The following is a 22,669-nucleotide window of genomic DNA, read 5'->3' on the forward strand; positions in this document are numbered from 1 at the left end:
GAGGAGCGTGGCTGCGATTTCGTAGCGCGAACGTTCAAAGGGGGCGTTGTTCAACGCCCCCTTTTCTTTTGACCCGCTGCCCCGCTGCGCTGCTGAATTGCTGAATTGCTGAATTGCGGCATAGCTACCGCCACTGCCTTACTGCTTCTCGGATCAGTTCGGTGCAGTCCACTCATCCGGCAGACTGTGCGTCAGCGTAGACACGAATCGCTCGGTTTCCGGCGCACGCGGCTGCATGAAGATCTGGCGCGACGGACCGGCCTCCACCACCACGCCGTTATTCAGAAACACCACGTCGCGCGCGATCGTCGCGGCAAGCCGCAGGTCGTGCGTGGCCATCAGCATGGTCATACCTTCGGTGGCGAGTTGCTTGAGCACCTCCACCACTTCCGCGGCGAGACCGGGATCGAGCGCCGAGGTCGGCTCGTCACATAGCAACACTTCCGGCGACGGCGCCAACGCCCGCGCAATCGCCACACGCTGCTGCTGACCGCCGGACAGCGTCGAAGGCCACGCATCCGCCTTCTGCGCGATGCCGACTTTCTCCAGCAATTCGTCGGCGCGAACCCGCGCCTTGTCCTTGTCCCACTTCAGCACGGTCAGCAAACCTTCCATCACGTTCTGCCGCACCGTGAGATGCGGAAAGAGCTGGAAGTTCTGAAACACCATGCCCGTGCGACGGCGAATCGTCAGTACCGTTTCGCGCGAGGGTTTGTGCTCGCGGCTGAATTCCAGCCGCTGGTCGCCGAGTTCGAGCGAACCGGACTCCGGAATCTCGAGCAGATTCACGCAACGCAGCAGCGTGCTTTTACCGCTGCCTGACGGACCGATCAATGCGGTGACATTGCCCGAGGCAAGTTGAAGATCGACCGAGTTCAGTACCCGTTGGCCGCCGAAGTACTTGTCGATTTTTTCCAGTCGGATCATCAGTTGCCTGCATGGAAAAGTGCGTGGCGGCCGAATTTGCGCTCGAGCCTGACCTGCGCCGACGACAACACCGAACTGAAGACCAGATAAACCAGGGCCGCCTCGGTGTACAGGATCAGCGGCTCGTAAGTCACCGACGCGATCCGCTGCGCCGCCTGAAACACTTCAGGCACGGTCAGCACCGCGGCGAGCGAGGTGTCTTTCACCAGCGCGATGAACGAATTCGACAAGGGCGGCAGCGCAACGCGCGCCGCTTGCGGCAGGATGGCGCGGCGCAAGGCCTGCTCGCGCGTCATACCCATCGAATACGCTGCTTCCCACTGCCCTTTCGGAATCGACTCGATCACGCCGCGTATCACTTCGGAGTTGTACGCGCCTACATTCAACGAAAAGCCGATGATCGCCGCCGTCAACGGATCGAGCACGATGCCCACGTTCGGCAATCCGTAGAAGATCACGAATAGTTGCACGAGCAACGGTGAGCCGCGAAACAGCCACACGTAGAAGCGCACGATCGCCACGGCCCACTTCGGTCCGAACAGACGCACCAGTGCGACGAGGAACGCGAGCGCCAGCCCGATCGCAAACGATATCAGCGTGAGCGGCACAGTGAACACGAGCCCCGCATACAGCAGGGGCCACAGCGACTGCGCCATCAGATGCAACCATGCCGGCATGATTCAGACTCGCGGAAAGGCGTTTACTGGGAGACGTCCTTGCCGAAATACTTCTGGGAAATCTTCGCGTAGGTGCCATCTTTCCTGATGCCGGCGAGCGCCTTGTTGATCGCCGCCTGCAATTCGGGGTTGCCCTTCCTGATCAGCACGGCGGACTTGTCGCTGCTGTCGGTCGAGGTGTCGAGCGCGGCGATCTTCACCTTTGCGTCCGGCTTGTGCTTCTTGAAGTCGAGGAACGACAGCGAGTCGTTGACGGTGGCATCCACACGGCCCGAGGTCAGCAGGTCGATCGACTCATTGAAGCCCTGCACGGGAATCACTTCCGCGCCGTGCGCGGCTGCGATCTTGCCGAAGTTGCTGGTCAGCGTGTTGGCCGACTTCTTGCCCTTCAGGTCGTCGAAATTCTTGATCGTGGTGTTGTTCGACTGCACGATCAACGCTGCATGCGAAGTGATGTACGGGTCGGAGAAATCGTATTTGACCTTGCGCGCGTCGGTAATGGCCACTTCGTTGATCACCGCGTCGTAACGGTTCACGTCGAGACCCGCGATCAGACCGTCCCATTTGCCTTCGACGAATTGCGGCTTGACGCCGAGACGCTGCGCAATTGCCGTGCCGATTTCCACGTCGAAGCCGGTCAGCTTGCCGGATTCGTCGTGATACGTGAATGGCGCATAGGTGCCTTCGGTGCCGATCCTGAACACGCCGGCGGATTTGATCTGCGCGAGTTCATCGGCGGCGAATGCGGAGCTCACGGCCACCGCCTGGAACAACGCGATCAGCAGAATGGAACGAATCGATTTCATCAGGCGGCTCCGTCAAATATGCCACGTCGGTGGCTTGGTCTTGTGTTGGACAGTCCCCGCCGGCGCTTGAGCCCGGCTGAGTGGGCGGACTGTAGCAAATGGCCTGGGTTTTTACAAAGGATCAGGTTTTCGATCCATATGCGCTCGCGTGCTAAGCGAACAGCCATGACCTCTGGTGTGACGTGGATTTCAACTCTACAGCAGATAGAACAGGCGCGGCATGCATCGCAACATGGAACGCATGTTGCGCGCCATCGGGGAAAACGCGAGAGGAGTGCTGCCGGAGCGAACGCCCGGCATGGAAAAACGGGTGGCGCCGCATTCGATGGCGGCGCCACCCGTGGGACTGCCAATAGCCTACCGCTCCACCGGCTGCGGCTCCTTGCGCTTGTTGGCGACCCGGATCGCGTCGAAGTAAGCGCCGTTGGGCGGGCGCTTCAGATAACGGCCCGCACCGCGCACCGCGCGCAACTCGCCGTCGGTCCAGGCGAGTGCGCCGCGCGTGAGCGTGTGCATCGCCACGCCTTGCACGGTCATGCCTTCGAACACGTTGAAGTCCACCTTCTGATGATGCGTCTTCACCGAGATCGTCTTGCTCGCGTTCGGATCCCACACCACCAGGTCGGCATCCGCACCGACCCGCACCGCCCCTTTACGCGGGTACAGGTTGAAAATCTGCGCGGCGTTCGTCGAGGTGATGCGCACGAACTCGTTAGGCGTGAGACGCCCGGAATTCACGCCGTGATGCCAGAGCACCGCCATCCGGTCTTCCACGCCGCCGCAGCCGTTCGGGATCTTCGTGAAATCCTCGCGGCCCATAGCCTTCTGCGACGCGCAGAAGACGCAGTGATCGGTCGCCGTGGTATGCAGCTGGCCGGCTTGCAAACCCCGCCACAACGCCTCGCGATGCTCGGCCGAGCGGAACGGCGGGCTCATCACGTGGGCCGCCGCGCGGGTCCAGTCGGGATCGCGATACACCGCTTCGTCGATTACCAGATGCCCCGGCAGCACCTCGCCGAATACGCGCAGACCTTCGCTCCGCGCGCGCGCGATTGCATCGACCGCGTCTTTTGCGGACACGTGCACGATATACACCGGCACGCCCAGCACCTGCGCGATCCGGATCGCGCGGTTGGCCGCTTCGCCCTCCACTTCGGGCGGCCGCGACAACGGATGCGCTTCCGGACCGGTAAAGCCTTTCGCCAGCAATTGACGCTGCAACTGGAACACCAGTTCACCGTTTTCCGCATGCACGGTGGGCAGCGCGCCGAGTTCGAGCGAACGGGAGAAGCTGTTCACCAGCACTTCGTCGTCGGCCATGATCGCGTTTTTATAGGCCATGAAGTGCTTGAAACTCGACACGCCGTGTTCGTGCACCAGCGTGCCCATGTCGCGATAGACCGAGTCGTCCCACCATGTCACGGCGACATGAAAGCCGTAGTCCGAAGATGCTTTCTCGGCCCAGCCGCGCCATTCCTTGAAGGCCTCCATTAGCGGCTGCTTCGGGCTCGGAATCACGAAGTCGATGATGCTCGTGGTGCCGCCCGACAAACCCGCCGCTGTGCCGGTGTAGAAATCGTCGCTCGCCGTGGTGCCCATGAACGGCAATTCCATGTGCGTGTGCGGGTCGATACCGCCGGGCATCACATACTGCCCGCCCGCGTCGACGATCGTGGCGCCGGCCGGCGCCTGCAGATCCTCGCCGATCTGCAGGATCGTGCCGCCGTCCTGCGGGTCCGCGCACAACACGTCCGCACGATACGTGTTCTCCGCGTCGATAATCGTGCCGCCACGAATCAGGGTCGTCATGTTGCCGCCTCCTTATGAACTGCTGGTTTCGTTGCTGCGTACTTCGTTCCTGTTCATGCACTCGCCACGCGCGCACTGGGCCCCTTGCTCAGCTTCATCCACGCGCTATATACGATCGACGCCAACGCGAGTCCGACAAACCAGGCATACGTATAGAGCGTATTGAAGATCGCCGGCACGTTGGGAAACGACGCCGGAAACGCGGTGTGCAGGAAGCCCGGCAAGTTCGGCAGCACGCCGATCACGAGCGCGACCACCGCGCCGATATTCCAGCCGCCGGTGTAGCTGTACTCGCCCTGTTCGTCGAACAGTTCACGCGTGTCCAGGCGCGTGCCGCGAATCAGGAAATAGTCGACCATCAGAATCCCCGCCACCGGACCGAGCAAGGCCGAATAGCCGACCAGCCATGTAAAGATATAACCCTGCGTGGTAGCGAGAATCTTCCACGGCATCATCACGATTGCGATGGTCGCGGTAATCATGCCGCCCACGCGATACGAAATACCTTTGGGCCACAGGCTCGAAAAATCATAGGCCGGACCGACGAGATTTGCCGCGAGATTGCAGCACATGGTGTCGAGCGTCAGGATGATCAGCGCGACGCCCACGCCAATGCCGGTCATGCGGCTCGTCAGGTCGATCGGATCCCAGATCGCCTTGCCGTAAATCACCACGGTAGCCGACGTGACGACCACCGAAATCACCGAGAGCAATGCCATCGGCACCGGCAAGCCGACTGACTGGCCGATGATCTGATCGCGCTGCGTTCTGGCAAAACGCGTGAAGTCGGGAATATTCAATGCGAGCGTGGCCCAGAAACCGACCATTGCCGTGAGGCCGGGCCAGAAGGTGATCCAGAACATGCCCTCTTTCTTGCCGCCCGGCACGAATTGCGACGGCGCCGACAGCATCGAGCCCAAACCGCCCGCTTTCGATGTCGCCCACCACACGAGCGCAATGCACATCACGATCTTGATCGGCGCGGACCAGCTTTCGAGCCAGCGGATCGAATCGGTGCCATGCACGATGAAGTAGATCTGCAGCGCCCAGAACACGAGAAAACAGGCCAGTTGCGCAAGCGAGATGTCGAGGAACGGCAAAGCCGCGCCGTGCAGCGCGTTGCCGGTGAGAATGTTCAGCAGCGTATAGATCGCGCTGCCGCCGAGCCACGTCTGAATCCCGTACCAGCCACAGGCGACGATCGCGCGCAGCATCGCCGGCAATTTGGCGCCCTGCGTGCCGAACGAGGAGCGCACCAGCACCGCGTACGGAATGCCGTGCTTCGCGCCCGCATGGCCAATCAGCAGCATCGGCGCCAGCACGATCAGGTTGCCGAGCAGCACGGTCATCACGGCTTGCCACGGCGACATGCCCTCTTCCGTCAAACCGGCGGCGAGCATGTAGGACGCGATGTTCATCACCATCCCTACCCAGAGCGCCGCGAAGTGATACCACTTCCATGTGCGCTGCGCGATACCGGTCGGCGCCAGGTCGTCGTTGTAAAGACTGCTGCCCTGCACGCCGGCTGCGAACTGCGGGTCGGCGGGTTGCGCTGTCTGCTTCATCTAGGGATCTCCACTCGATCGTTGAGGCCCGCGCGGCTCTAATGGCGCGTCGGGCCCTGGGGAATGACAGGTTCAGTACTAGCGCTGCGTGTCCTGCAACCACGTCGTGTTTCAGGCGGCTTTCGCCGCGTGGGCATGCGCGGGCTCGGCGGTTTCAGCCGCGTCCGCCGTTGCGCCTTGTCCGGCACCCACTCGCGCCGGGTTGTTCGGATGCGTGGTCCAGTTCGCGTACTCGCCGTTGTCCACGCGTTCCATCGTGATGCACTGCTCGACCGGACACACGTGCATGCACAGATTGCAGCCGACACATTCGGAGTCCATCACTTCAAAATGCCGGACGCCATCTTTTTCTTTCATGATCGCCTGGTGAGCCGTGTCTTCGCAGGCGATATGGCACAGGCCACACTGAATGCACTTGTCCTGATCGATGCGCGCCTTGATGTCGTATTTGAGGTTCAGGTATTTCCAGTCGGTGACATTCGGCACGGCGCGGCCGCAAATGTCGTCGAGCGTTGCGTAACCTTTTTCGTCCATCCAGTTGGAGAGGCCGTCGGCGAGATCGGAAACGATACGGAATCCGTAGTGCATCGCCGCCGTGCAGACCTGCACGCTGCCCGCGCCAAGCACCATGAATTCGGCGGCGTCGCGCCATGAGGAGATTCCGCCGATACCGGAAATCGGCAGGTTCGGCGTTTCTACGTCGCGCGCGATTTCCGCCACCATGTTCAGCGCGATCGGCTTCACGGCCGGGCCGCAGTAGCCGCCGTGCGTGCCTTTGCCGTCGACCATCGGCAACGGCGACATTGCATCGAGATCGACGGCCACGATCGAGTTGATCGTGTTGATCAGCGACACGCCGTCCGCGCCGCCTTTATAGGCCGCGCGCGAACCCAGACGAATGTCGCTGATGTTCGGCGTCAGTTTGACGAGGCACGGCAGTTTCGTGCCCTCCTTGACCCAGCGCGTGACCATCTCCACGTACTCGGGCACCTGGCCCACCGCCGCACCCATGCCGCGTTCGCTCATGCCATGCGGGCAGCCGAAATTCAGTTCGACCGCATCCGCGCCGGTGTCCTCGACGAGCGGCAGAATCCATTTCCAGTCGCGTTCGTTGCACGGCACCATCAGCGAGACGATCATCGCGCGATCGGGCCAATCGCGTTTGACTTGCGCGATTTCCTTCAGATTGACGTCGAGCGGACGGTCGGTGATCAGTTCGATGTTGTTCAGGCCTGCGATACGCTGGCCGTTCCATTGCACCGCGCCGTAGCGCGAGCTAACGTTCACCACGTGCGGGTCGAGGCCAAGCGTCTTCCACACCACGCCGCCCCAGCCCGCCTCGAAGGCGCGGTTCACGTTATAGGCTTTGTCGGTCGGCGGCGCGGAGGCGAGCCAGAAGGGATTCGGCGAAGTGATGCCGGCAATCGTACAGCGCAGATCGGCCATGTTCGGCTCCTTGGGGACTGCTGTTTTTTGTCTGTTTTCGTTACGTGATTTGGCTCGATTCGCTTCAGGCGGCTTTCGCCGCCGTGCGGGCGAACTGCGCATCGATGGCGGCAGCGGCGACCTTGCCGTCCTGCACCGCCTGCACCGTGAGATCGATGCCGCCAGTGGCCGCGCAATCGCCGCCGGCCCATACGTTTGCCAGCGAGGTCTGGCCGTTCGCGTCGACTGCGATACGGCTGCCGTCCAAGGTCAGCAACTCGCGCCCGATGCCGACCGGCACCAGCGTTTGACCGATCGCCTTGAGCACCATGTCGGCTTCGACTACGAAGCGCTCCTCGCCGCCATCATTCGACGTACGTACGAATTCGACACCCGTGACCACGCCGCCGTCGCCAATCAACCGCATCGGCGTGGCATGCGTGATGAGCGTCACGCCGCTGGTCTGCGCGAAGTCGCGCTCGGCCCAGGTGGCGCTCATCGCCTCGACGCCGCGCCGGTACACCATCGTCACCGACGCCGCGCCGAGCTTGCGGCTTTGCACGGCAGCATCCACCGCCGTATTGCCGCCGCCGATCACGACGACGCGCCGGCCCACCGGCACCGTGCCGAGGTCGCTCGTGCTGCGCACCTGTTCGATGAAGTCCACCGCGTTCATCACACCGCCAAGGTCTTCGCCTTCCATCGCGAGCGCCCGCACGCCGCCGAGGCCGATAGCGAGGAACACCGCGTCGTGCTGCTTGCGCAGCGTGTCGAGCTCGATATCGCGACCAAGCGCCACGCCATGTTTGATTTCGATACCGCCAACGGAGCACAGCCACGCCACTTCACGCTGCGCAAAATCATCGACGGTTTTGTAGGCGGCAATGCCGTATTCGTTCAGGCCGCCGGCTTTTTCGTGAGCGTCGTAGATCGTCACGTTATGGCCGGCGAGCGCAAGCCGATGCGCGCAGGAGAGTCCCGCCGGCCCCGCGCCGACCACCGCAACGTGCCGTCCGGTTTCGGCCGCGCGCTTGAACAGCACTTCGCCGCGCGCCATCGCCCAGTCCGTCGCATGACGTTGCAGCGCACCGATCGCCACTGGTTTCGCATCCTGATGGTTGCGCACGCAAGCGCCTTCACAAAGAATTTCCGTGGGGCAGACGCGTGCGCACATGCCGCCCATCGGGTTGGCCGACAGAATGTCCACGGCCGCGCCCTTCAGATTGCCGTTGCTGATCTTGCGGATGAAACTGGGAATGTCGATCTGCGTGGGGCACGCGTTCACGCACGGCGCGTCGTAACAGTAATGACAGCGGCTCGCCGCCGCGGCCGCGGCGCTCGCGTCGAGCAGCGGTGCGATGTCAGAGAACTCGCACGAGAGCTGCTCGGGCGACAGGCGCTGGGCCGCAATGTCGCCGGTTTGCTTGATGGCCATACTCGTTCCTTCTTCGATGTGAGGACGTAGCCGCTCCCGCCGGCCGCGCTTCGAGCGCAGCCGGGACGGCTTGTTTTATGGGCACTACGGTAAAGCGGGTGAAACGACCGCAACCGCCGGATCGCTACGACGTCGTCATGAAACCGGCTCGCACGCACGCTCCAGCATGGCGTGCAGCAGCACGTTGGCGCCCGCCTCGATCCACTCGAAGGTGGCGTCTTCGATCTCGTTGTGACTGATGCCGTCCACGCATGGCACGAACACCATCGAAGTCGGCGCGACCTGGGACAGATAACAGGCATCGTGACCCGCACCGGACACCATGTTGCGATGCGGATAACCGAAGCGTTCCGCGGCCGCGCGCACGGACTTAATGCAGGCTTCGTCGAACGCGACGGGCGCGTAATAAAAGATCTGCTCCAGCTCGGTTTCAAGACCAATACCGTTTGCGATATCCGCGACGCCCTGGCGTAATGCGCCATCCATTTTCGCGAGCACCGCATCGTCCGGATGGCGGAAATCGACGGTGAAAAACACGCGGCCCGGAATCACGTTGCGCGAGTTCGGATAGACCTGCATCATGCCGACGGTCGCGCAGCCGAACGGCGCGTTGTCCAGACCAATGCGATTGACCAGATCGACCACGCGCGCGGCGCCGAGCAAGGCATCGCGGCGGCGCGGCATGGGCGTCGGCCCCGCGTGCGCCTCCTGTCCCGTCAGCGTGATTTCGTACCAGCGCTGGCCTTGCGCGTCGGTCACCACGCCGATGGTTTTCTGTTCGGCTTCGAGAATCGGTCCCTGTTCGATATGCAATTCGAACGCCGCGTGCAGCGGACGCCCACCGCACGGCAGATCGCCCGCATAGCCGATACGCTTGAGTTCCTCGCCGATGGTCTTGCCATCCACGTCCTTGCGCGAAAGGCCGTAGTCGATCGTGAACACGCCGGCGAACACGCCCGAGGCCACCATTGCCGGCGCGAAGCGCGAGCCTTCCTCGTTGGTCCAGATCACCACTTCGACGGGATGCTCCGTCTCGATGCCGTGATCGTTCAGACTCCGAATCACTTCAAGACCGCCCAGCACACCGTAGATACCGTCAAAGCGGCCGCCGGTCGGCTGCGAGTCGGCGTGCGAACCGGTGACGACCGGCAGCGCGGCGGGATTGCGCCCGGCGCGGCGCATGAACACATTGCCCATCTGATCGACACTGACCGTGCAACCGGCTTGCTTCGCCCAACTGACTATCAGGTCGCGCCCTTCCTTGTCGAGGTCGGTCAGCGCGAGGCGGCAAACGCCGCCTTTGGGCGTTGCACCGATCTTTGCCATCGTCATCAGGCTGTCCCACAACCGCTTGCCGTCGACCTTGATCGACGTAGAGGGTTCGGCGTGTTTCAGCGCTTCGGATACCGCGTTCATTCGTCTCGCTCCTTTCGGTGGACCGACATAAAACTGGTGCATCGGCGGCGGGTTTTGGGGCGTAGCCGCACGGAGGCGGTGCACACGGGATGCCTTTGATCGCCTCTTATACAGAGGGCAAACCCTGGGGCATCGGCCGCTCTTCCAATCCTGTCCAGTTGGACAGGTTGTAGACGATTAAACTCGCCAAATCAACACCTTTCGTTCGGTGAGAAACATAGCGAGAAGCGTGCCATTGCATCGCAGCATGTGTTTGCCGCGGGTAGCGAATGCGCGTGTGGGTGCCGCGGCAAACGACTAGAATGAAGCGCGACGCGGCACACATGCCGCCGAAGGCGAACATGAGAGACGACGACGTGGCAGCCGACATCACGGAAAACGAAGAAACACGCGCACCTTTGCGGCGGCGCAAGGCACATATTCGCGAGTCGAATGAAGCGCATCTTCTGGCGTGCGCCGAGGCGGTTTTCGCCGAGCGCGGACTCGACGGCACCAGCACGGCAATGATCGCGGAGCGCGCAGGCTTGCCGAAAGCCAACCTGCATTACTACTTCCCGACAAAGCTCGCGCTATACCGGCGCGTGCTGGAGGATCTGTTCGAAGACTGGTATCGCGCGGCCGACACGTTCGAATGCAGCGACGATCCGGTCGAAGCGATCGGCGGCTACGTACGCGCGAAAATGGAATTATCGCGCCGCCGGCCGCTCGGCTCGAAGGTGTGGGCGAGCGAGATCATTCACGGCGCGGAGCACATGGAGGACATTCTCACGGAGCGCGTGAAGCCTTGGCTCGATAGCCGCGTGAAGGTGATCGACGACTGGATCGCGCGCGGGTTGCTTGCGCCGGTGAATGCGCAAACGCTGATGTACATGATCTGGGCGACGACTCAACATTACGCCGACTTCGACGCGCAGATTCGCGCGCTCAAAGGCAAGCGCGCGTTGACGCAGAAAGCGTTCGAGGCGACGACGGAGGAAGTCGTGCAGTTGGTGATTCGGGCGTGTGGGGCGGTCTCGCCGGAGAGGTCGGACCTGTTGGGGCAGAGCACCTGAGCGGCTTACCTAAGCGGCGCATCCAGGGGCAGAATTACGGCTTTAAACAGATGACTATCGAGAAAATCATGCAACGGAATCTGGTATCGAAGTCCGAGTTCAAAACCAGAGCGCTCGAGTTCTTTCGGCAAGTGGAATTTTCCGGCGAAAGCCTGATCGTGACGGACCACGGCAAACCCGTGCTTGAAGTGCGGCCCTACCGTCGAGCGGAACGGTGCCCGCTCGACGCGCTGCGCGGCACGGTTGTTAAATACGACAATCTCACCGCGTCTGCCGGTGAAGACGATTGTGAGGCGGCACGGTGAGTTCCGGTGTCAATAAGTCTCCAGATGCAGCCTCCCCTCCCGCTTGAGCCTCGCCCACAGCCCATCCCAATCCAGTTGATGCTGCTCGCCGATCTCCTTGAGCGCCTGTAGCACGCCATCTTCCATACCCTTCAACCCGCACACGTAAATATGCGTGTTATCGTCCCTGAGCATATGCGCCACGTCGACAGCGCGCTCGCGCATGGCATCCTGGACATAGCGCTTCGGTTGCCCCGGCGTACGCGAAAACGCCAGATTGGTATCGATAAAATCTTTCGGCAAATTCGTAAGCGGCCCAAAGTACGGCAACTCTTCTTTGGTCCGCGCGCCGAAGAACAGCATCAGCCTGCCCGTTGCGCCCTTCAAGCGGCGCCGGCGACGATACTCGGTCATCGCGCGCATCGGCGCTGAACCTGTACCCGTGCAGATCATCAGCAAATGCGAGTTCGGATGATTGGGCATCAGGAAGGTGCCGCCGAACGGGCCAATCACATTGACCACCTCGCCCTTCTTCAGATCGCACAGGTAGTTCGAACACACGCCATCGGTCGAATCGCCGTGCTGCTGCGATACTCGTTTGACCGTCAGCGAGATGTTGTTATACCCCGGCCGTTCGCCGTCGCGCGGGCTCGCGATCGAATACTGGCGTGCGTGATGCGCGCGGCCGTCGGCAGTCGAGCCGGGCGGCAGGATGCCGATCGACTGTCCTTCCAGCACCGGAAACGGCATCGAGCCGAAATCCAGCACGATATGATGAATGTCGCTGTCGGTCGAACCATCGGTCAGCCGGTAGTTGCCGACCACCGTCGCGGTAGTCGGCGCCTTGTGCGTGTAGAGATTCACATAGGGCTTCGCCGCGGACCACGGCGGCACGACCGAACCCCGCACGGTATCCACTTCGATGCCGCTTGCGTCCACCGGGGTATCGCCGGACGCGCCCGCGCCCGACAGCTCGTCCGCCGCGGCCACGGCCATCGTGTTCTGTTCCGGCAGCACGTCCCACGTGAACTGCTCGTCGATCGGGTAAGCGTCGGCTTTCAGCACCGTGCGCCAGTTGTCGATCGCCCCGGTCGGACACGGCGGCACGCACGCCATGCAGCCGTTGCAGATATCCGCCTTGACCACGTAGTTGTTGTCGTCGTGCGTGATCGCATCGACCGGGCAAGTCTCTTCGCACGTATTGCAGCGAATGCAGATTTCCGGATCGATCAGATGCTGCCTGAGAACTTCGATCGATACTGGGCCGTTCATGACTTCCTCCACCTGGATATGCAGCGCAAGCGTGCCCCGCGCCGCCCGCGCGCTCAGTTAAAGCGCACGTATTCGAAATCGACCGGCTGACGGTTCACACCCATTGCCGGCGGCGCGATCCAGTTGGCGAACTTGCCGGCTTCGGTGACTCGCCCCATCAACGACGCGACGTACGCGCGGTCTTCCGGTGTGGCGAGCCATTTCGCTTCGTTGGCGGCCCATTCGGTTTCGCTGACCACGCGGCCGTCGGGCGATACGCGCGTGCCGGCGAACGTGCCGATCTGACGATTGAACGCTTTATGCGGCACCGTCATGCGGAAATCGATGCCGGCCTTTTCGAGTACCTTGTTCCAGCGCGCCACGCCCGCCACCGAATCCTTGATGTAATCGTCGCGCAGCACTTCGTTCATCGCGTTGAGCATCGGCACTTCGCGCTCGACCAGCTTGCCGTCCTGCACGTCGAGCAGCTTGTAGCTCTGGCCGTTCAGTTGATGATCGTCCTCGCGCCTGTTTTCTTCATAGCGACCCTTCAGGCCCGAGCTATAGAAGGTGGCCGCGTTGGACGAATGATCGGCGCCGAACAGATCGATGGTGACCGAGTAGTGGAAGTTCAGATAGCGCTGAATGGTCGGCAGATCGATCACGCCGGCCGCGCGAATCTTCGTGACGTCGTCCGTGCCCAGTTCGTTCATCACCTTGGCGGTCCGCTGGATGACCCGCGAAACACCCGACTCGCCGACGAACATGTGATGAGCCTCTTCAGTGAGCATGAACTTCGTGGTGCGCGCGAGCGGATCGAAACCCGACTCGGCCAGCGCCGACAACTGGAATTTGCCGTCGCGATCCGTAAAGTACGTGAACATGAAAAACGCGAGCCAGTCCGGCGTTTTCTCATTGAACGCGCCGAGAATGCGCGGGTTGTCGTCGTCGCCCGAACGGCGGCCGAGCAATGCTTCGGCTTCCTCACGGCCGTCGCGGCCGAAGTAGCGATGCAGCAGATACACCATCGCCCACAGGTGGCGACCCTCTTCCACGTTCACCTGGAACAGGTTGCGCAAATCGTAGATGGAAGGCGCAGTCAGACCCAGGTGGCGCTGCTGCTCGACCGACGCCGGCTCCGTATCGCCTTGCGTCACGATAATGCGCCGCAAATTCGCGCGATGCTCGCCGGGCACGTCCTGCCAGGCCGCTTCGCCCTTATGTTCGCCGAAGTGAATCTTGCGGTCCTGCTCGCCGGGCGTCAGGAAAATGCCCCAGCGGTAATCCGGCATCTTCACATGATCGAAATGCGCCCAGCCGCCCGCGTCGACGCTCACTGCGGTGCGCAGATACACATCGTAGCCCTGCGAGCCTTCCGGGCCCATATCGCCCCACCAGGCCAGAAAATTCGGCTGCCATTGTTCGAGCGCGCGTTGCAGCGTGCGGTCGTCGGCGAGGTTGACGTTGTTCGGAATCTTTTCGCTGTAGTTGATCGTGGACATGGTCGGTTCCTGGTTCGGAAACTGCAGTGACGATGAGAGGCGCGTATCGGGCAAGTGGCGCTCCGGCTCGCGCTCGCTGCGTCGATGGCGTTGCAATGCGCATCAGGCGCGCATCAAATGTGAATCACACGCGCGAGACGTCGAATTGCGCCTTGCTGCCCTTGCCGTACACCTTGAGCGCGCCCTTCTCGCCCACTGCGTTCGGCCGGTTGAAGATCCAGTTCTGCCAGGCGGTGAGACGGCCGAAAATGCGCGTCTCCATCGTTTCCGGACCGTTGAAGCGCAGATTCGCTTCGAGTCCGGTCAGGGCATCCGGCGACATGGCCGCGCGCTCTTCGAGCGCAATGCGGATTTCGTCGGCCCAGTCGATGTCGTCGGGCGATGCCGTAACGAGGCCGAGGCGTTCGGCTTCGACCGGCTTGATCGCCTGACCGATCCGGGAGCGCACGGCATCGAGCGGCTCCGTTTCCTCATAGAAACGCCGCGCCAGACGCGATTGATGCGTGACCATCGGATAGAGTCCGAAGTTGACATCCGAAAGCGTGATGGCCGGCTCTTCGTCTTCATTGGCCGGCAGCGCCGCCATATAAGTGCGGTCGGCGGCGAACGCGAGTTCCGCGAAGGTGCCGGCAAAGCACGAGCCCGGCTCGATCAGCGCGAACAGCGAACGCGACGAGACGTCGATACGCGCCAGCGTGCGGCGCAACAGGCCAATCGTCTCGCGCACGAACCAGTGGTCTTTGTGTTGCATCAGCGAGGCGTCCGCGGCGAGCAGATTGCGGGCGTCGCCTTCGGTCCTGAAGACCCACGTGCCGACCGCAAGCTCGTTGGTGCGCATGGACAGGATCGCGTCGTCGAGCTCGCGGGCGAATTGCAACGGCCACCAGTTCGCGCCGGCAGCGACGATGGCGTCGATACTCATGGGCGGTTCGGTTTGCGGAGCCTTGGCCCTGAACGTTGCAATGCGCTTGGCACGATCGATCGTCACGTCGAGCGTTTTATAAGTGAGGCCGTCTTCGCGATCGGTGCGTTCGATCCGCGTGAGCGGCACGCCTTGTGCGTCCATGGGACGATCGCTCTGCGCGGCGAGTTCGAGCGCGCGCGCCTGGATCGCCTGGTCGAACTGGTTCGGCTTCACGACTTCGTCCACGAGGCGCCATGCCTTTGCGCGCTCGCCGCGCACGCCTTCCACCACCGTGCAGAAGATGTCGGCGCGATCGTGACGCACCTTGCGCTTGTCCGTGACGCGCGTCAGGCCGCCGGTGCCCGGCAATACGCCGAGCAACGGCACTTCCGGCAGCGATACCGACGACGAACGGTCATCCACCAGATAGATCTCGTCGCAGGCGAGCGCGAGTTCATAGCCGCCGCCTGCGCAAGCGCCGTTCACCGCCGCGAGAAACTTCAGCCCCGAATAGCGCGAGGAATCTTCCAGTCCGTTGCGAGTTTCGTTGGTGAACTTGCAGAAGTTGACCTTCCACGCATGGGTGGAAAGACCCAGCATGAAGATGTTGGCGCCCGAGCAGAACACGCGATCCTTCAGGCTCGTCAGCACCACGGTTTTGACTTCCGGATGCTCGAAGCGGATGCGCTGTATTGCGTCGTGCAGTTCGATATCGACGCCGAGGTCGTATGAATTCAGCTTCAGCTTGTAGCCGTCACGGATACCGCCGTCCTCGGCGATATCGATGCCGAGTGTCGCGACGGGACCGTTGAAGCTCAGCTTCCAATGCTTGTACTGCGAGGGATCGGTGCGGTAGTCGACCGGCTCGACGGCGGTTTCTGCTGTGGACATGGGGCGTCTCCTGACTGGACGATGCAAATTGTTTTTTGAACAATAGTGCATCGTCAAACCCATGTAAAGCACTTTAGTGCATGTTCGCTAGTAAACCCTGACACCGGAATACATGTCAGCTCACACGCGTTTCATCCGGCGATTCGGCGGCCAGCCTTGCGGCGAGGCGGTCGCGCAGTTGCAGGTAGGCGTCGGCCAGGGTTTTCTCGCTGGTGTCGAAGGTCATGTCGGCGCGGCCATACAGCTCGCTGCGTCCCGCCAGGATGCGCTTCAGGTCGTCCATCGCCTCCTTGTTGCCCGACATCGGCCGCAGATCGCCCTGCGCGACGACGCGGCGCATATGTTCCTCCGGCGCGGCCTGCAGCCACACCGTGTAGCAATGCGACAGCAGCGTATTGAACGTGCCCGACTCGGACACGAGGCCGCCCGGCGACGCAATCACCGCGTGCTCGTGCTCCTGAATCACGGCCTCGAGCGCCCGGTGCTCATAGCGCCGGTAAGCGGCCGCCCCGTACAGCGAGTGAATCTCCGACGGCGGGCAGCCGGCCAGTTGCTCGATCACGCGCGTGAGCTCGACGAACGGCACCTTGCGCTCCTGTGCCAGCATGCGCCCAAGCGTGGATTTACCGGCGCCGCGCAGGCCGATCAACGCAATCCGGTCCTTGCGATGCGGGTCGCGCGGCGCCTGCGCGAACATCTCGGCAAGCGCCACGCGGGCGCGCTGCAAAGCGGCCTGATCGCGTCCGTGCAGCAGTTCGCGGATCAGCAGCCATTCAGCGGAAGCAGTGGTTTCGTCACCGATCACCTCGGCCAGCGAACAGTTCAAAGTCGCCGCGATCTGCCGCAGCACCAGCACCGACGCATTGCCCACGCCCGATTCCAGATTCGCAAGATGCCGCTCCGACAAGCCGGTTTCCGTCGCCAGCGTCTTGCGGGTCATGCCGCGGCGCGCACGCAGCAGGCGCACGCGCTCGCCCATCGCCGTCAGAAAGGGATCGCGCTCCTCGCGTTCGCCGCCGCGCTCCGTGGCACGTTCCGCGCGGCCGGCATCCTCGTCGGCGGAATCGTCCAATGATGCGGGAGAGTAATTCTGGTTCATGTTTTGGCGCCCCTTAACTACGATACATGTACTATAGTGCTTGACACACACGTGGTGAACGGTTAATTTTCGCCAAATATTGATCCAATAACAAACGCTGTCGAGATGTTCCGGCGGCGTCACGGAGAGTGCGCGACGGCTCGCATGCATTAACGTGCGTGCGGTACCGAACGCGCCGACCTGGAGGCTCGCATGTCCCCACATGAATTCCAGCGCCTGATTGCGGGCGTCACGGAGCAACTCGCCGGCCGGCCGCTCGATGGCAAGCTGGCGGTCTGGCTGAACGACACGTATCCCGTCGACGGCGACACGTTCCGCGAGCTTGCCGCCGCGTGCAGGAGCGGCGTCGCCGATGGCTGGCTTTGTCAGCGCGAAGGCGGCGGCATTCGCTATGGCCGCGTCTTCAAGGCGCTACCCGATACCCATGGCTTTTCTGTCGACGTCGTCGATATGAAGAATATTGCCGGTCCGCACCACGTTCACCCCAATGGCGAGATCGATCTGATCATGCCGCTGACCGAAGGCGCCACCTTCGACCGCCACCCGGCCGGCTGGTGCGTGTACGGCCCCGGCTCCGCGCATCGTCCGACGGTATCGAACGGCGAGGCGCTGGTGCTATATCTGCTGCCGCAAGGCGCGATCGAATTCACTCCCGCCTGAGCGCCGCCATGAACGAACTGTTGAAGAACCATGTGGCCGGCCAGTGGATCGGGGGCGGCGGTGCAGGCATCACGCTCACCGATCCGGTAACGGGCGTTGCGCTCGTGCGCGTATCGAGCGAGGGCCTCGACCTCGCAAGCGCATTCGGCTTTGCCCGCGAAGACGGCGGCGCCGCATTGCGAGCGCTGACCTATGCGCAACGCGCCGCCCGCCTCGCCGATATCGTCAAGCTGCTGCAGGCGAAGCGCGACGACTACTACGCGATCGCCACCGCGAACTCAGGCACCACGCGCAACGACTCGGCGGTCGATATCGACGGCGGCATTTTCACGCTGTCCTACTACGCGAAACTCGGCGCGTCGCTCGGCGAGGTGCATGCACTGCGCGACGGCAGCGCCGAGTCGCTGAGCAAGGATCGATCGTTCAGCGTGCAGCATGTGCTGACGCCGACACGCGGCGTCGCGCTCTTTATCAACGCGTTCAATTTCCCGTCGTGGGGCTTGTGGGAAAAAGCCGCGCCTGCCCTGCTATCCGGCGTACCCGTTATCGTGAAGCCCGCCACAGCCACGGCCTGGCTCACCCAACGCATGGTCGCCGATGTGGTCGACGCAGGCATCCTGCCGCCCGGCGCGCTCTCCATCATTTGCGGTAGCTCGGCGGGCCTGCTCGATCAGATCCGATCGTCCGATGTGGTGTCGTTCACCGGCTCGGCCGAAACCGCCGCGACGCTGCGCGCGCATCCGGCTTTCGTGCAGCGTGGCGCACGCCTGAACGTCGAAGCGGACAGTCTGAACAGCGCGATTCTATGCGCCGACGCCACGCCCGACACACCCGCCTTCGACCTGTTCATCAAGGAAGTGGTGCGGGAAATGACGGTGAAATCCGGCCAGAAATGCACGGCGATCCGTCGTGCTTTCGTACCGGAGGCAGCACTCGAACCCGTACTCGAAGCACTCAAGGCGAAGCTCGCGAAAATCACCGTGGGCAATCCGCGCAACGACGCGGTGCGTATGGGTTCACTGGTGAGCCGCGAGCAATACGAAAACGTGCTGGCCGGTATCGCGGCGTTGCGTGAAGAAGCGGTGCTCGCCTACGACGGCTCTGCTGTGCCGCTCATCGACGCGGACGCAAACGTCGCGGCTTGCGTCGCGCCGCATCTGTTCGTGGTCAACGATCCGGATAGCGCGACGCTGCTGCACGACGTCGAAGTATTCGGACCAGTGGCGAGCGTGGCGCCCTATCGCGTCGCCACCGACGCCAACGCGTTTCCCGAAACGCACGCGGTCGCTCTCGCGCGACGCGGCCAGGGATCGCTCGTCGCATCGATCTATTCGAACGACGACGCGCATCTCGGCCGCCTCGCGCTGGAACTCGCGGATTCGCACGGTCGCGTGCATGCCATTTCGCCCTCGGTGCAGCACAGTCAAACCGGCCACGGCAACGTGATGCCGATGTCCCTGCACGGCGGCCCCGGCCGCGCGGGCGGCGGCGAAGAACTCGGCGGTTTGCGCGCGCTGGCTTTCTATCACCGGCGCTCGGCGATCCAGGCTGCGAGCGCGGCAATCGGGACGCTGACGCAAGCGACGCATTGGCCCGCGGCCTGACCGCGCACGAACCAGGCAATCAGGACCGGGCACGTCAATGAGCGTGCAAGCATCAAGCGGATCATGAGCACAGAACGGCCGGACCGCGCCCACCCGATGGAGGAGACATATGGAAGCTCTGCTGGAAAAGGCGGCGAACCCGCCCGCCGCGACGGTCGAAGCACCGCCCGCGCTATTCAACTTCGCGGCCTATCTGTTTCGCCTGAACGAATCGCGCGCCGGCAAGACCGCCTATATCGACGACACCGGGAGCACCACCTACGGCGAACTCGAAGAACGCGCGCGGCGTTTCGCCAGCGCGCTGCGTACGCTCGGCGTGCATCCCGAAGAGCGAATTCTGCTCGTGATGCTCGATACCGTCGCGCTGCCGGTTGCCTTTCTCGGCGCGCTTTATGCGGGGGTCGTGCCGGTCGTCGCGAATACGCTGCTCACACCGGCCGACTATGTGTACATGCTCACGCACAGTCACGCACGCGCCGTGATCGTCTCGGGTGCGCTAGTGCAGAACGTGACGCAGGCGCTGGAGTCCGCCGAACATGACGGCTGTCAGTTGATCGTCTCGCAGCCCCGCGAAGGCGAGCCGCTCCTCGCGCCTTTGTTCGAAGAACTGATCGTTGCCGCCGTGCCCGCCGCCAAAGCCGCCGCAACCGGTTGCGACGATATCGCTTTCTGGCTGTATTCGTCGGGTTCGACCGGCAAGCCGAAGGGCACCGTTCACACGCATGCGAATCTGTACTGGACCGTCGAACTGTATGCCAAGCCGATTCTCGGCATTGCCGAAAGCGACGTGGTGTTCTCCGCGGCCAAGCTATTCTTCGCGTACGGTCTCGGCAACGGATTGACGTTCCCCCTCTCGGTCGGTGCCACCGCGATCCTGATGGCCGAGCGCCCCACCGCCGACGCGATTTTCACGCGCCTCGTCAAACATCGGCCCACTGTGTTTTACGGCGTGCCCACGCTGTACGCGAACATGCTCGTGTCGCCCAACCTGCCCGCACGCGCCGATGTCGCGATACGCATCTGCACGTCGGCGGGAGAAGCGTTGCCGCGTGAGATCGGCGAGCGCTTCACCGCGCACTTCGGCTGCGAGATTCTCGACGGTATCGGCTCGACGGAAATGCTGCATATCTTCCTGTCCAATCGCGCGGGCGCGGTCGAATACGGCACCACGGGTCGACCGGTGCCCGGCTACGAAATCGAATTGCGCGACGAAGCCGGCCATGCGGTACCCGACGGCGAAGTCGGCGATCTGTATATCAAGGGACCAAGCGCCGCAGTGATGTACTGGAATAACCGCGAGAAGTCGCGCGCCACCTTTCTCGGCGAATGGATCCGCAGCGGCGACAAGTACTGCCGGCTGCCCAACGGCTGCTATGTCTATGCGGGCCGCAGCGACGACATGCTGAAAGTCAGCGGCCAGTATGTCTCGCCTGTCGAAGTGGAGATGGTGCTGGTGCAGCACGACGCGGTGCTCGAAGCGGCCGTGGTCGGCGTCGATCATGGCGGCCTCGTCAAGACTCGCGCGTTCGTTGTTTTGAAGCGTGAATTCGCGCCGTCTGAGATACTCGCTGACGGGTTGAAGGCTTTCGTGAAGGACCGGCTCGCGCCGCATAAATATCCGCGCGATATCGTGTTCGTCGACGATCTGCCGAAAACCGCCACCGGAAAAATTCAACGCTTCAAACTGCGCGAACAGTTATAAACAAGGTGATTTATGCAGAACCCTGCCATTGGCAACGTTGCCGACACGACCGCTAGCGACTTCGCTGAGTTGCCCGCTACCGCGTCGCATGGACCGTTGCGCATCGAGTATCGCTGGGTGAATGAAGCGGCGGGCAACGCGCCGATCGCCGTCTTCCTGCATGAAGGGCTCGGCTCGATCGCGATGTGGCGCGACTGGCCGCAAGCGCTGTGCGAACGGCTCGGCATGCGGGGGCTCGTCTATTCGCGGCCCGGCTACGGGCTTTCCACACCGCGTCCACATGACGTGAAGTGGCCGACTGATTTCATGACGACCCAGGCGCGCGATATCCTTCCCGCCTTGCTCGATGCACTCGGTATCGATATGCGCGAACGCCGGCGCATGTGGGTGATCGGCCATAGCGACGGCGGCTCGATTACGCTGCTGTACGCGGCGCTCCATCCCGAAGAACTGGCCGGCGCGGTGGCGATTGCGCCGCATGTTTTTGTCGAAGATATTTCGGTGGAAAGTATCGCGCAGACCCGACAACTGTACGAAACCACCGACCTGCGCAACAAACTCAGCCGCTATCACGCCGATGTCGATTCCGCGTTCTATGGCTGGAACGACATCTGGTTGAATCCCGCATTCAGGCAATGGTCGATTGCCGGAGAGTTGGCGTCTATCCGCAAGCCGTTGCTCGCCGTGCAAGGTCATGACGACAATTACGGCACGATGGCTCAGATCGATACGATCGCGGTGCACGTGTCGCATGCGCAACTGGTCAAGCTGGACGCTTGCGGGCACTCGCCGCATCGCGACGCGCCGCGGCCTTTGAACGAAGCCATCGCGGCGTTCGTTTTGAAAGACGGCGTAGCTTAGGTATCGAGCACGGTAGCGCGGGGTATCTTCACGACGCCCCGCGCTACCGCGTGGAAACTACGCTCAGATCACCGTCGAAAGACCCAGCGTCAACAGCAACGCCGTTACCGAAATGATCGTTTCGCAAACCGTCCACGTCTTGAAGGTTTGCGGCACCGTCATGCCGAAGTACTCCTTCACCAGCCAGAAGCCGCCGTCGTTCACGTGCGAGAGAATCAGCGAGCCCGCGCCGGCCGCCAGCACCAGCGAGATACCCGCGGTCGGCGTGGGCTTGCTGCCGGGCAATATTACCGTCGAGATCGAGGCCATCGTCGCGATCCACGATTGACGGCACCTCAATTTTCAACAAATACTCATATTTCCACATCTTCACAAAAGTTACACAGGTAAGCGACTATTCTTGCGCATCGCTGACCTGGGCACATCGATGCCCTGGCGCAACCTCCCCGTGCCGGAGACATTGCCATGTCCGTTGTGTCGAAGCCGTCTAAAACCTTGCATTGCAAACGTTTGGCGGGCGTACTGGCCGCCGTGTCGCTTTGTACGCTGATCGGTGCTTGCGGCAACGACGACGAAAAAACGCCGGACCCGAGCGCGGTGAGTTCTGCCGAACGCCCCGCCGACGGCAGCAGCAGCGCCACGGTCCTCTCGGCGAATCCGTCTTCCGCCTCACCCGCACCCGCCGCACTGACGATTCAAACCCCCGCATTACCTGCATCAAGCGCCGACCCGGCATTGTCCGCTGCCGCTTCGACGCCGCTCGCCACACCCGTGATCCACACCGTGGACTGAGTTTCGC

General features: G+C 62.6%; 19 protein-coding genes and 1 pseudogene. 7 read left to right on the forward strand and 13 right to left on the reverse strand.

Going from position 1 to position 22,669, the window contains the following annotated elements; translation table 11 throughout:
* Positions 1-153: 153 nt before the first annotated feature.
* From NE850_RS02135 to NE850_RS02170, 8 genes are all read right to left on the reverse strand, one after another.
* Positions 154-927: an amino acid ABC transporter ATP-binding protein gene (locus NE850_RS02135; RefSeq protein ID WP_007181166.1), complete on the reverse strand. Its 774-nt coding sequence runs from the start codon at positions 925-927 to the stop codon at positions 154-156.
* A complete protein-coding gene (locus NE850_RS02140; RefSeq protein WP_007181165.1) occupies positions 927-1,604 on the reverse strand; it encodes an amino acid ABC transporter permease in 678 nt (225 codons plus the stop codon). Before NE850_RS02140 ends, NE850_RS02135 begins: the two co-directional genes overlap by 1 nt.
* Positions 1,605-1,627: 23 nt before the next feature.
* Positions 1,628-2,410, reverse strand: coding sequence for an amino acid ABC transporter substrate-binding protein (locus NE850_RS02145; protein WP_007181164.1), 783 nt, complete (start codon positions 2,408-2,410; stop codon positions 1,628-1,630).
* A 357-nt stretch (positions 2,411-2,767) separates the two neighbouring features.
* The gene (hydA, locus tag NE850_RS02150) at positions 2,768-4,219 is read right to left on the reverse strand and encodes a dihydropyrimidinase (RefSeq protein WP_310698387.1); all 1,452 of its coding nucleotides are present in this window, start codon (positions 4,217-4,219) and stop codon (positions 2,768-2,770) included.
* 53 nt (positions 4,220-4,272) lie between these two features.
* Positions 4,273-5,784, reverse strand: a complete 1,512-nt coding sequence (locus tag NE850_RS02155; protein WP_007181161.1) for an NCS1 family nucleobase:cation symporter-1 — start codon at positions 5,782-5,784, stop codon at positions 4,273-4,275.
* A 111-nt stretch (positions 5,785-5,895) separates the two neighbouring features.
* Positions 5,896-7,230, reverse strand: coding sequence for an NAD-dependent dihydropyrimidine dehydrogenase subunit PreA (gene preA / locus NE850_RS02160; protein ID WP_007181160.1), 1,335 nt, complete (start codon positions 7,228-7,230; stop codon positions 5,896-5,898).
* Positions 7,231-7,294: 64 nt separating this feature from the next.
* A complete protein-coding gene (locus NE850_RS02165; RefSeq protein WP_165186632.1) occupies positions 7,295-8,644 on the reverse strand; it encodes an NAD(P)-dependent oxidoreductase in 1,350 nt (449 codons plus the stop codon).
* A 135-nt stretch (positions 8,645-8,779) separates the two neighbouring features.
* Positions 8,780-10,060, reverse strand: a complete 1,281-nt coding sequence (locus NE850_RS02170; protein WP_310698388.1) for a Zn-dependent hydrolase — start codon at positions 10,058-10,060, stop codon at positions 8,780-8,782.
* Positions 10,061-10,362: 302 nt separating this feature from the next.
* Between NE850_RS02170 and NE850_RS02175 the strand changes: the two genes are divergently transcribed.
* Both NE850_RS02175 and NE850_RS02180 read left to right on the forward strand, forming a co-directional pair.
* On the forward strand, positions 10,363-11,112 hold the full coding sequence (locus NE850_RS02175; protein WP_197740234.1) for a TetR/AcrR family transcriptional regulator: 750 nt from the start codon (positions 10,363-10,365) through the stop codon (positions 11,110-11,112).
* 68 nt (positions 11,113-11,180) lie between these two features.
* Entirely contained in the window at positions 11,181-11,417 is a 237-nt protein-coding gene (locus NE850_RS02180) for a type II toxin-antitoxin system Phd/YefM family antitoxin (protein ID WP_007181156.1), read from the forward strand.
* Between the two features lie 9 nt (positions 11,418-11,426).
* Here the strand turns inward: NE850_RS02180 and boxA are convergent, their stop codons facing one another.
* The 4 genes from boxA to NE850_RS02200 all read right to left on the reverse strand — a co-directional run bounded on the left by boxA (position 11,427) and on the right by NE850_RS02200 (position 17,043).
* Complete coding sequence (gene boxA, locus NE850_RS02185; RefSeq protein WP_007181155.1) at positions 11,427-12,668, reverse strand: benzoyl-CoA 2,3-epoxidase subunit BoxA; 1,242 nt, start codon at positions 12,666-12,668, stop codon at positions 11,427-11,429.
* Between the two features lie 53 nt (positions 12,669-12,721).
* On the reverse strand, positions 12,722-14,149 hold the full coding sequence (boxB, locus tag NE850_RS02190; RefSeq protein WP_165186639.1) for a benzoyl-CoA 2,3-epoxidase subunit BoxB: 1,428 nt from the start codon (positions 14,147-14,149) through the stop codon (positions 12,722-12,724).
* Between the two features lie 124 nt (positions 14,150-14,273).
* Positions 14,274-15,944: a 2,3-epoxybenzoyl-CoA dihydrolase gene (gene boxC / locus NE850_RS02195; protein ID WP_310698389.1), complete on the reverse strand. Its 1,671-nt coding sequence runs from the start codon at positions 15,942-15,944 to the stop codon at positions 14,274-14,276.
* 115 nt (positions 15,945-16,059) lie between these two features.
* On the reverse strand, positions 16,060-17,043 hold the full coding sequence (locus NE850_RS02200; protein WP_007181152.1) for a helix-turn-helix transcriptional regulator: 984 nt from the start codon (positions 17,041-17,043) through the stop codon (positions 16,060-16,062).
* 192 nt (positions 17,044-17,235) lie between these two features.
* Between NE850_RS02200 and NE850_RS02205 the strand changes: the two genes are divergently transcribed.
* From NE850_RS02205 to NE850_RS02220, 4 genes are all read left to right on the forward strand, one after another.
* On the forward strand, positions 17,236-17,703 hold the full coding sequence (locus NE850_RS02205) for a DUF4863 family protein (RefSeq protein ID WP_007181151.1): 468 nt from the start codon (positions 17,236-17,238) through the stop codon (positions 17,701-17,703).
* Between the two features lie 8 nt (positions 17,704-17,711).
* Positions 17,712-19,307, forward strand: a complete 1,596-nt coding sequence (locus NE850_RS02210; protein ID WP_165186641.1) for a 3,4-dehydroadipyl-CoA semialdehyde dehydrogenase — start codon at positions 17,712-17,714, stop codon at positions 19,305-19,307.
* Between the two features lie 109 nt (positions 19,308-19,416).
* Entirely contained in the window at positions 19,417-21,009 is a 1,593-nt protein-coding gene (locus NE850_RS02215) for a benzoate-CoA ligase family protein (RefSeq protein ID WP_007181149.1), read from the forward strand.
* Positions 21,010-21,021: 12 nt separating this feature from the next.
* Complete coding sequence (locus NE850_RS02220; protein ID WP_007181148.1) at positions 21,022-21,870, forward strand: alpha/beta fold hydrolase; 849 nt, start codon at positions 21,022-21,024, stop codon at positions 21,868-21,870.
* A gap of 63 nt (positions 21,871-21,933) precedes the next feature.
* Here the strand turns inward: NE850_RS02220 and NE850_RS02225 are convergent.
* Positions 21,934-22,119 (reverse strand): annotated as a pseudogene (locus tag NE850_RS02225) (permease DsdX); the annotation flags it as partial.
* A 216-nt stretch (positions 22,120-22,335) separates the two neighbouring features.
* Here NE850_RS02225 and NE850_RS02230 point away from each other — a divergent pair.
* The gene (locus NE850_RS02230; RefSeq protein ID WP_007181147.1) at positions 22,336-22,662 is read left to right on the forward strand and encodes a hypothetical protein; all 327 of its coding nucleotides are present in this window, start codon (positions 22,336-22,338) and stop codon (positions 22,660-22,662) included.
* Positions 22,663-22,669 lie beyond the last annotated feature (7 nt).

The organism is Paraburkholderia sp. USG1 (genome assembly GCF_031570135.1).
GTDB classification, from domain to species: domain Bacteria; phylum Pseudomonadota; class Gammaproteobacteria; order Burkholderiales; family Burkholderiaceae; genus Paraburkholderia; species Paraburkholderia dioscoreae.

Coding starts and splice junctions, on each gene's coding strand:
- NE850_RS02170 (WP_310698388.1), bottom strand. CDS start 10,060: ATGAACGCGGTATCCGAAGCGCTGAAACACGCCGAACCCTCTACGTCG.
- NE850_RS02230 (WP_007181147.1), top strand. CDS start 22,336: ATGTCCGTTGTGTCGAAGCCGTCTAAAACCTTGCATTGCAAACGTTTG.
- preA (WP_007181160.1), bottom strand. CDS start 7,230: ATGGCCGATCTGCGCTGTACGATTGCCGGCATCACTTCGCCGAATCCC.
- NE850_RS02155 (WP_007181161.1), bottom strand. CDS start 5,784: ATGAAGCAGACAGCGCAACCCGCCGACCCGCAGTTCGCAGCCGGCGTG.
- NE850_RS02215 (WP_007181149.1), top strand. CDS start 19,417: ATGGAAGCTCTGCTGGAAAAGGCGGCGAACCCGCCCGCCGCGACGGTC.
- NE850_RS02205 (WP_007181151.1), top strand. CDS start 17,236: ATGTCCCCACATGAATTCCAGCGCCTGATTGCGGGCGTCACGGAGCAA.
- NE850_RS02135 (WP_007181166.1), bottom strand. CDS start 927: ATGATCCGACTGGAAAAAATCGACAAGTACTTCGGCGGCCAACGGGTA.
- NE850_RS02145 (WP_007181164.1), bottom strand. CDS start 2,410: ATGAAATCGATTCGTTCCATTCTGCTGATCGCGTTGTTCCAGGCGGTG.
- NE850_RS02210 (WP_165186641.1), top strand. CDS start 17,712: ATGAACGAACTGTTGAAGAACCATGTGGCCGGCCAGTGGATCGGGGGC.
- hydA (WP_310698387.1), bottom strand. CDS start 4,219: ATGACGACCCTGATTCGTGGCGGCACGATTATCGACGCGGAGAACACG.
- NE850_RS02180 (WP_007181156.1), top strand. CDS start 11,181: ATGCAACGGAATCTGGTATCGAAGTCCGAGTTCAAAACCAGAGCGCTC.
- boxB (WP_165186639.1), bottom strand. CDS start 14,149: ATGTCCACGATCAACTACAGCGAAAAGATTCCGAACAACGTCAACCTC.
- boxC (WP_310698389.1), bottom strand. CDS start 15,944: ATGTCCACAGCAGAAACCGCCGTCGAGCCGGTCGACTACCGCACCGAT.
- NE850_RS02175 (WP_197740234.1), top strand. CDS start 10,363: ATGAAGCGCGACGCGGCACACATGCCGCCGAAGGCGAACATGAGAGAC.
- boxA (WP_007181155.1), bottom strand. CDS start 12,668: ATGAACGGCCCAGTATCGATCGAAGTTCTCAGGCAGCATCTGATCGAT.
- NE850_RS02140 (WP_007181165.1), bottom strand. CDS start 1,604: ATGCCGGCATGGTTGCATCTGATGGCGCAGTCGCTGTGGCCCCTGCTG.
- NE850_RS02220 (WP_007181148.1), top strand. CDS start 21,022: ATGCAGAACCCTGCCATTGGCAACGTTGCCGACACGACCGCTAGCGAC.
- NE850_RS02165 (WP_165186632.1), bottom strand. CDS start 8,644: ATGGCCATCAAGCAAACCGGCGACATTGCGGCCCAGCGCCTGTCGCCC.
- NE850_RS02200 (WP_007181152.1), bottom strand. CDS start 17,043: ATGAACCAGAATTACTCTCCCGCATCATTGGACGATTCCGCCGACGAG.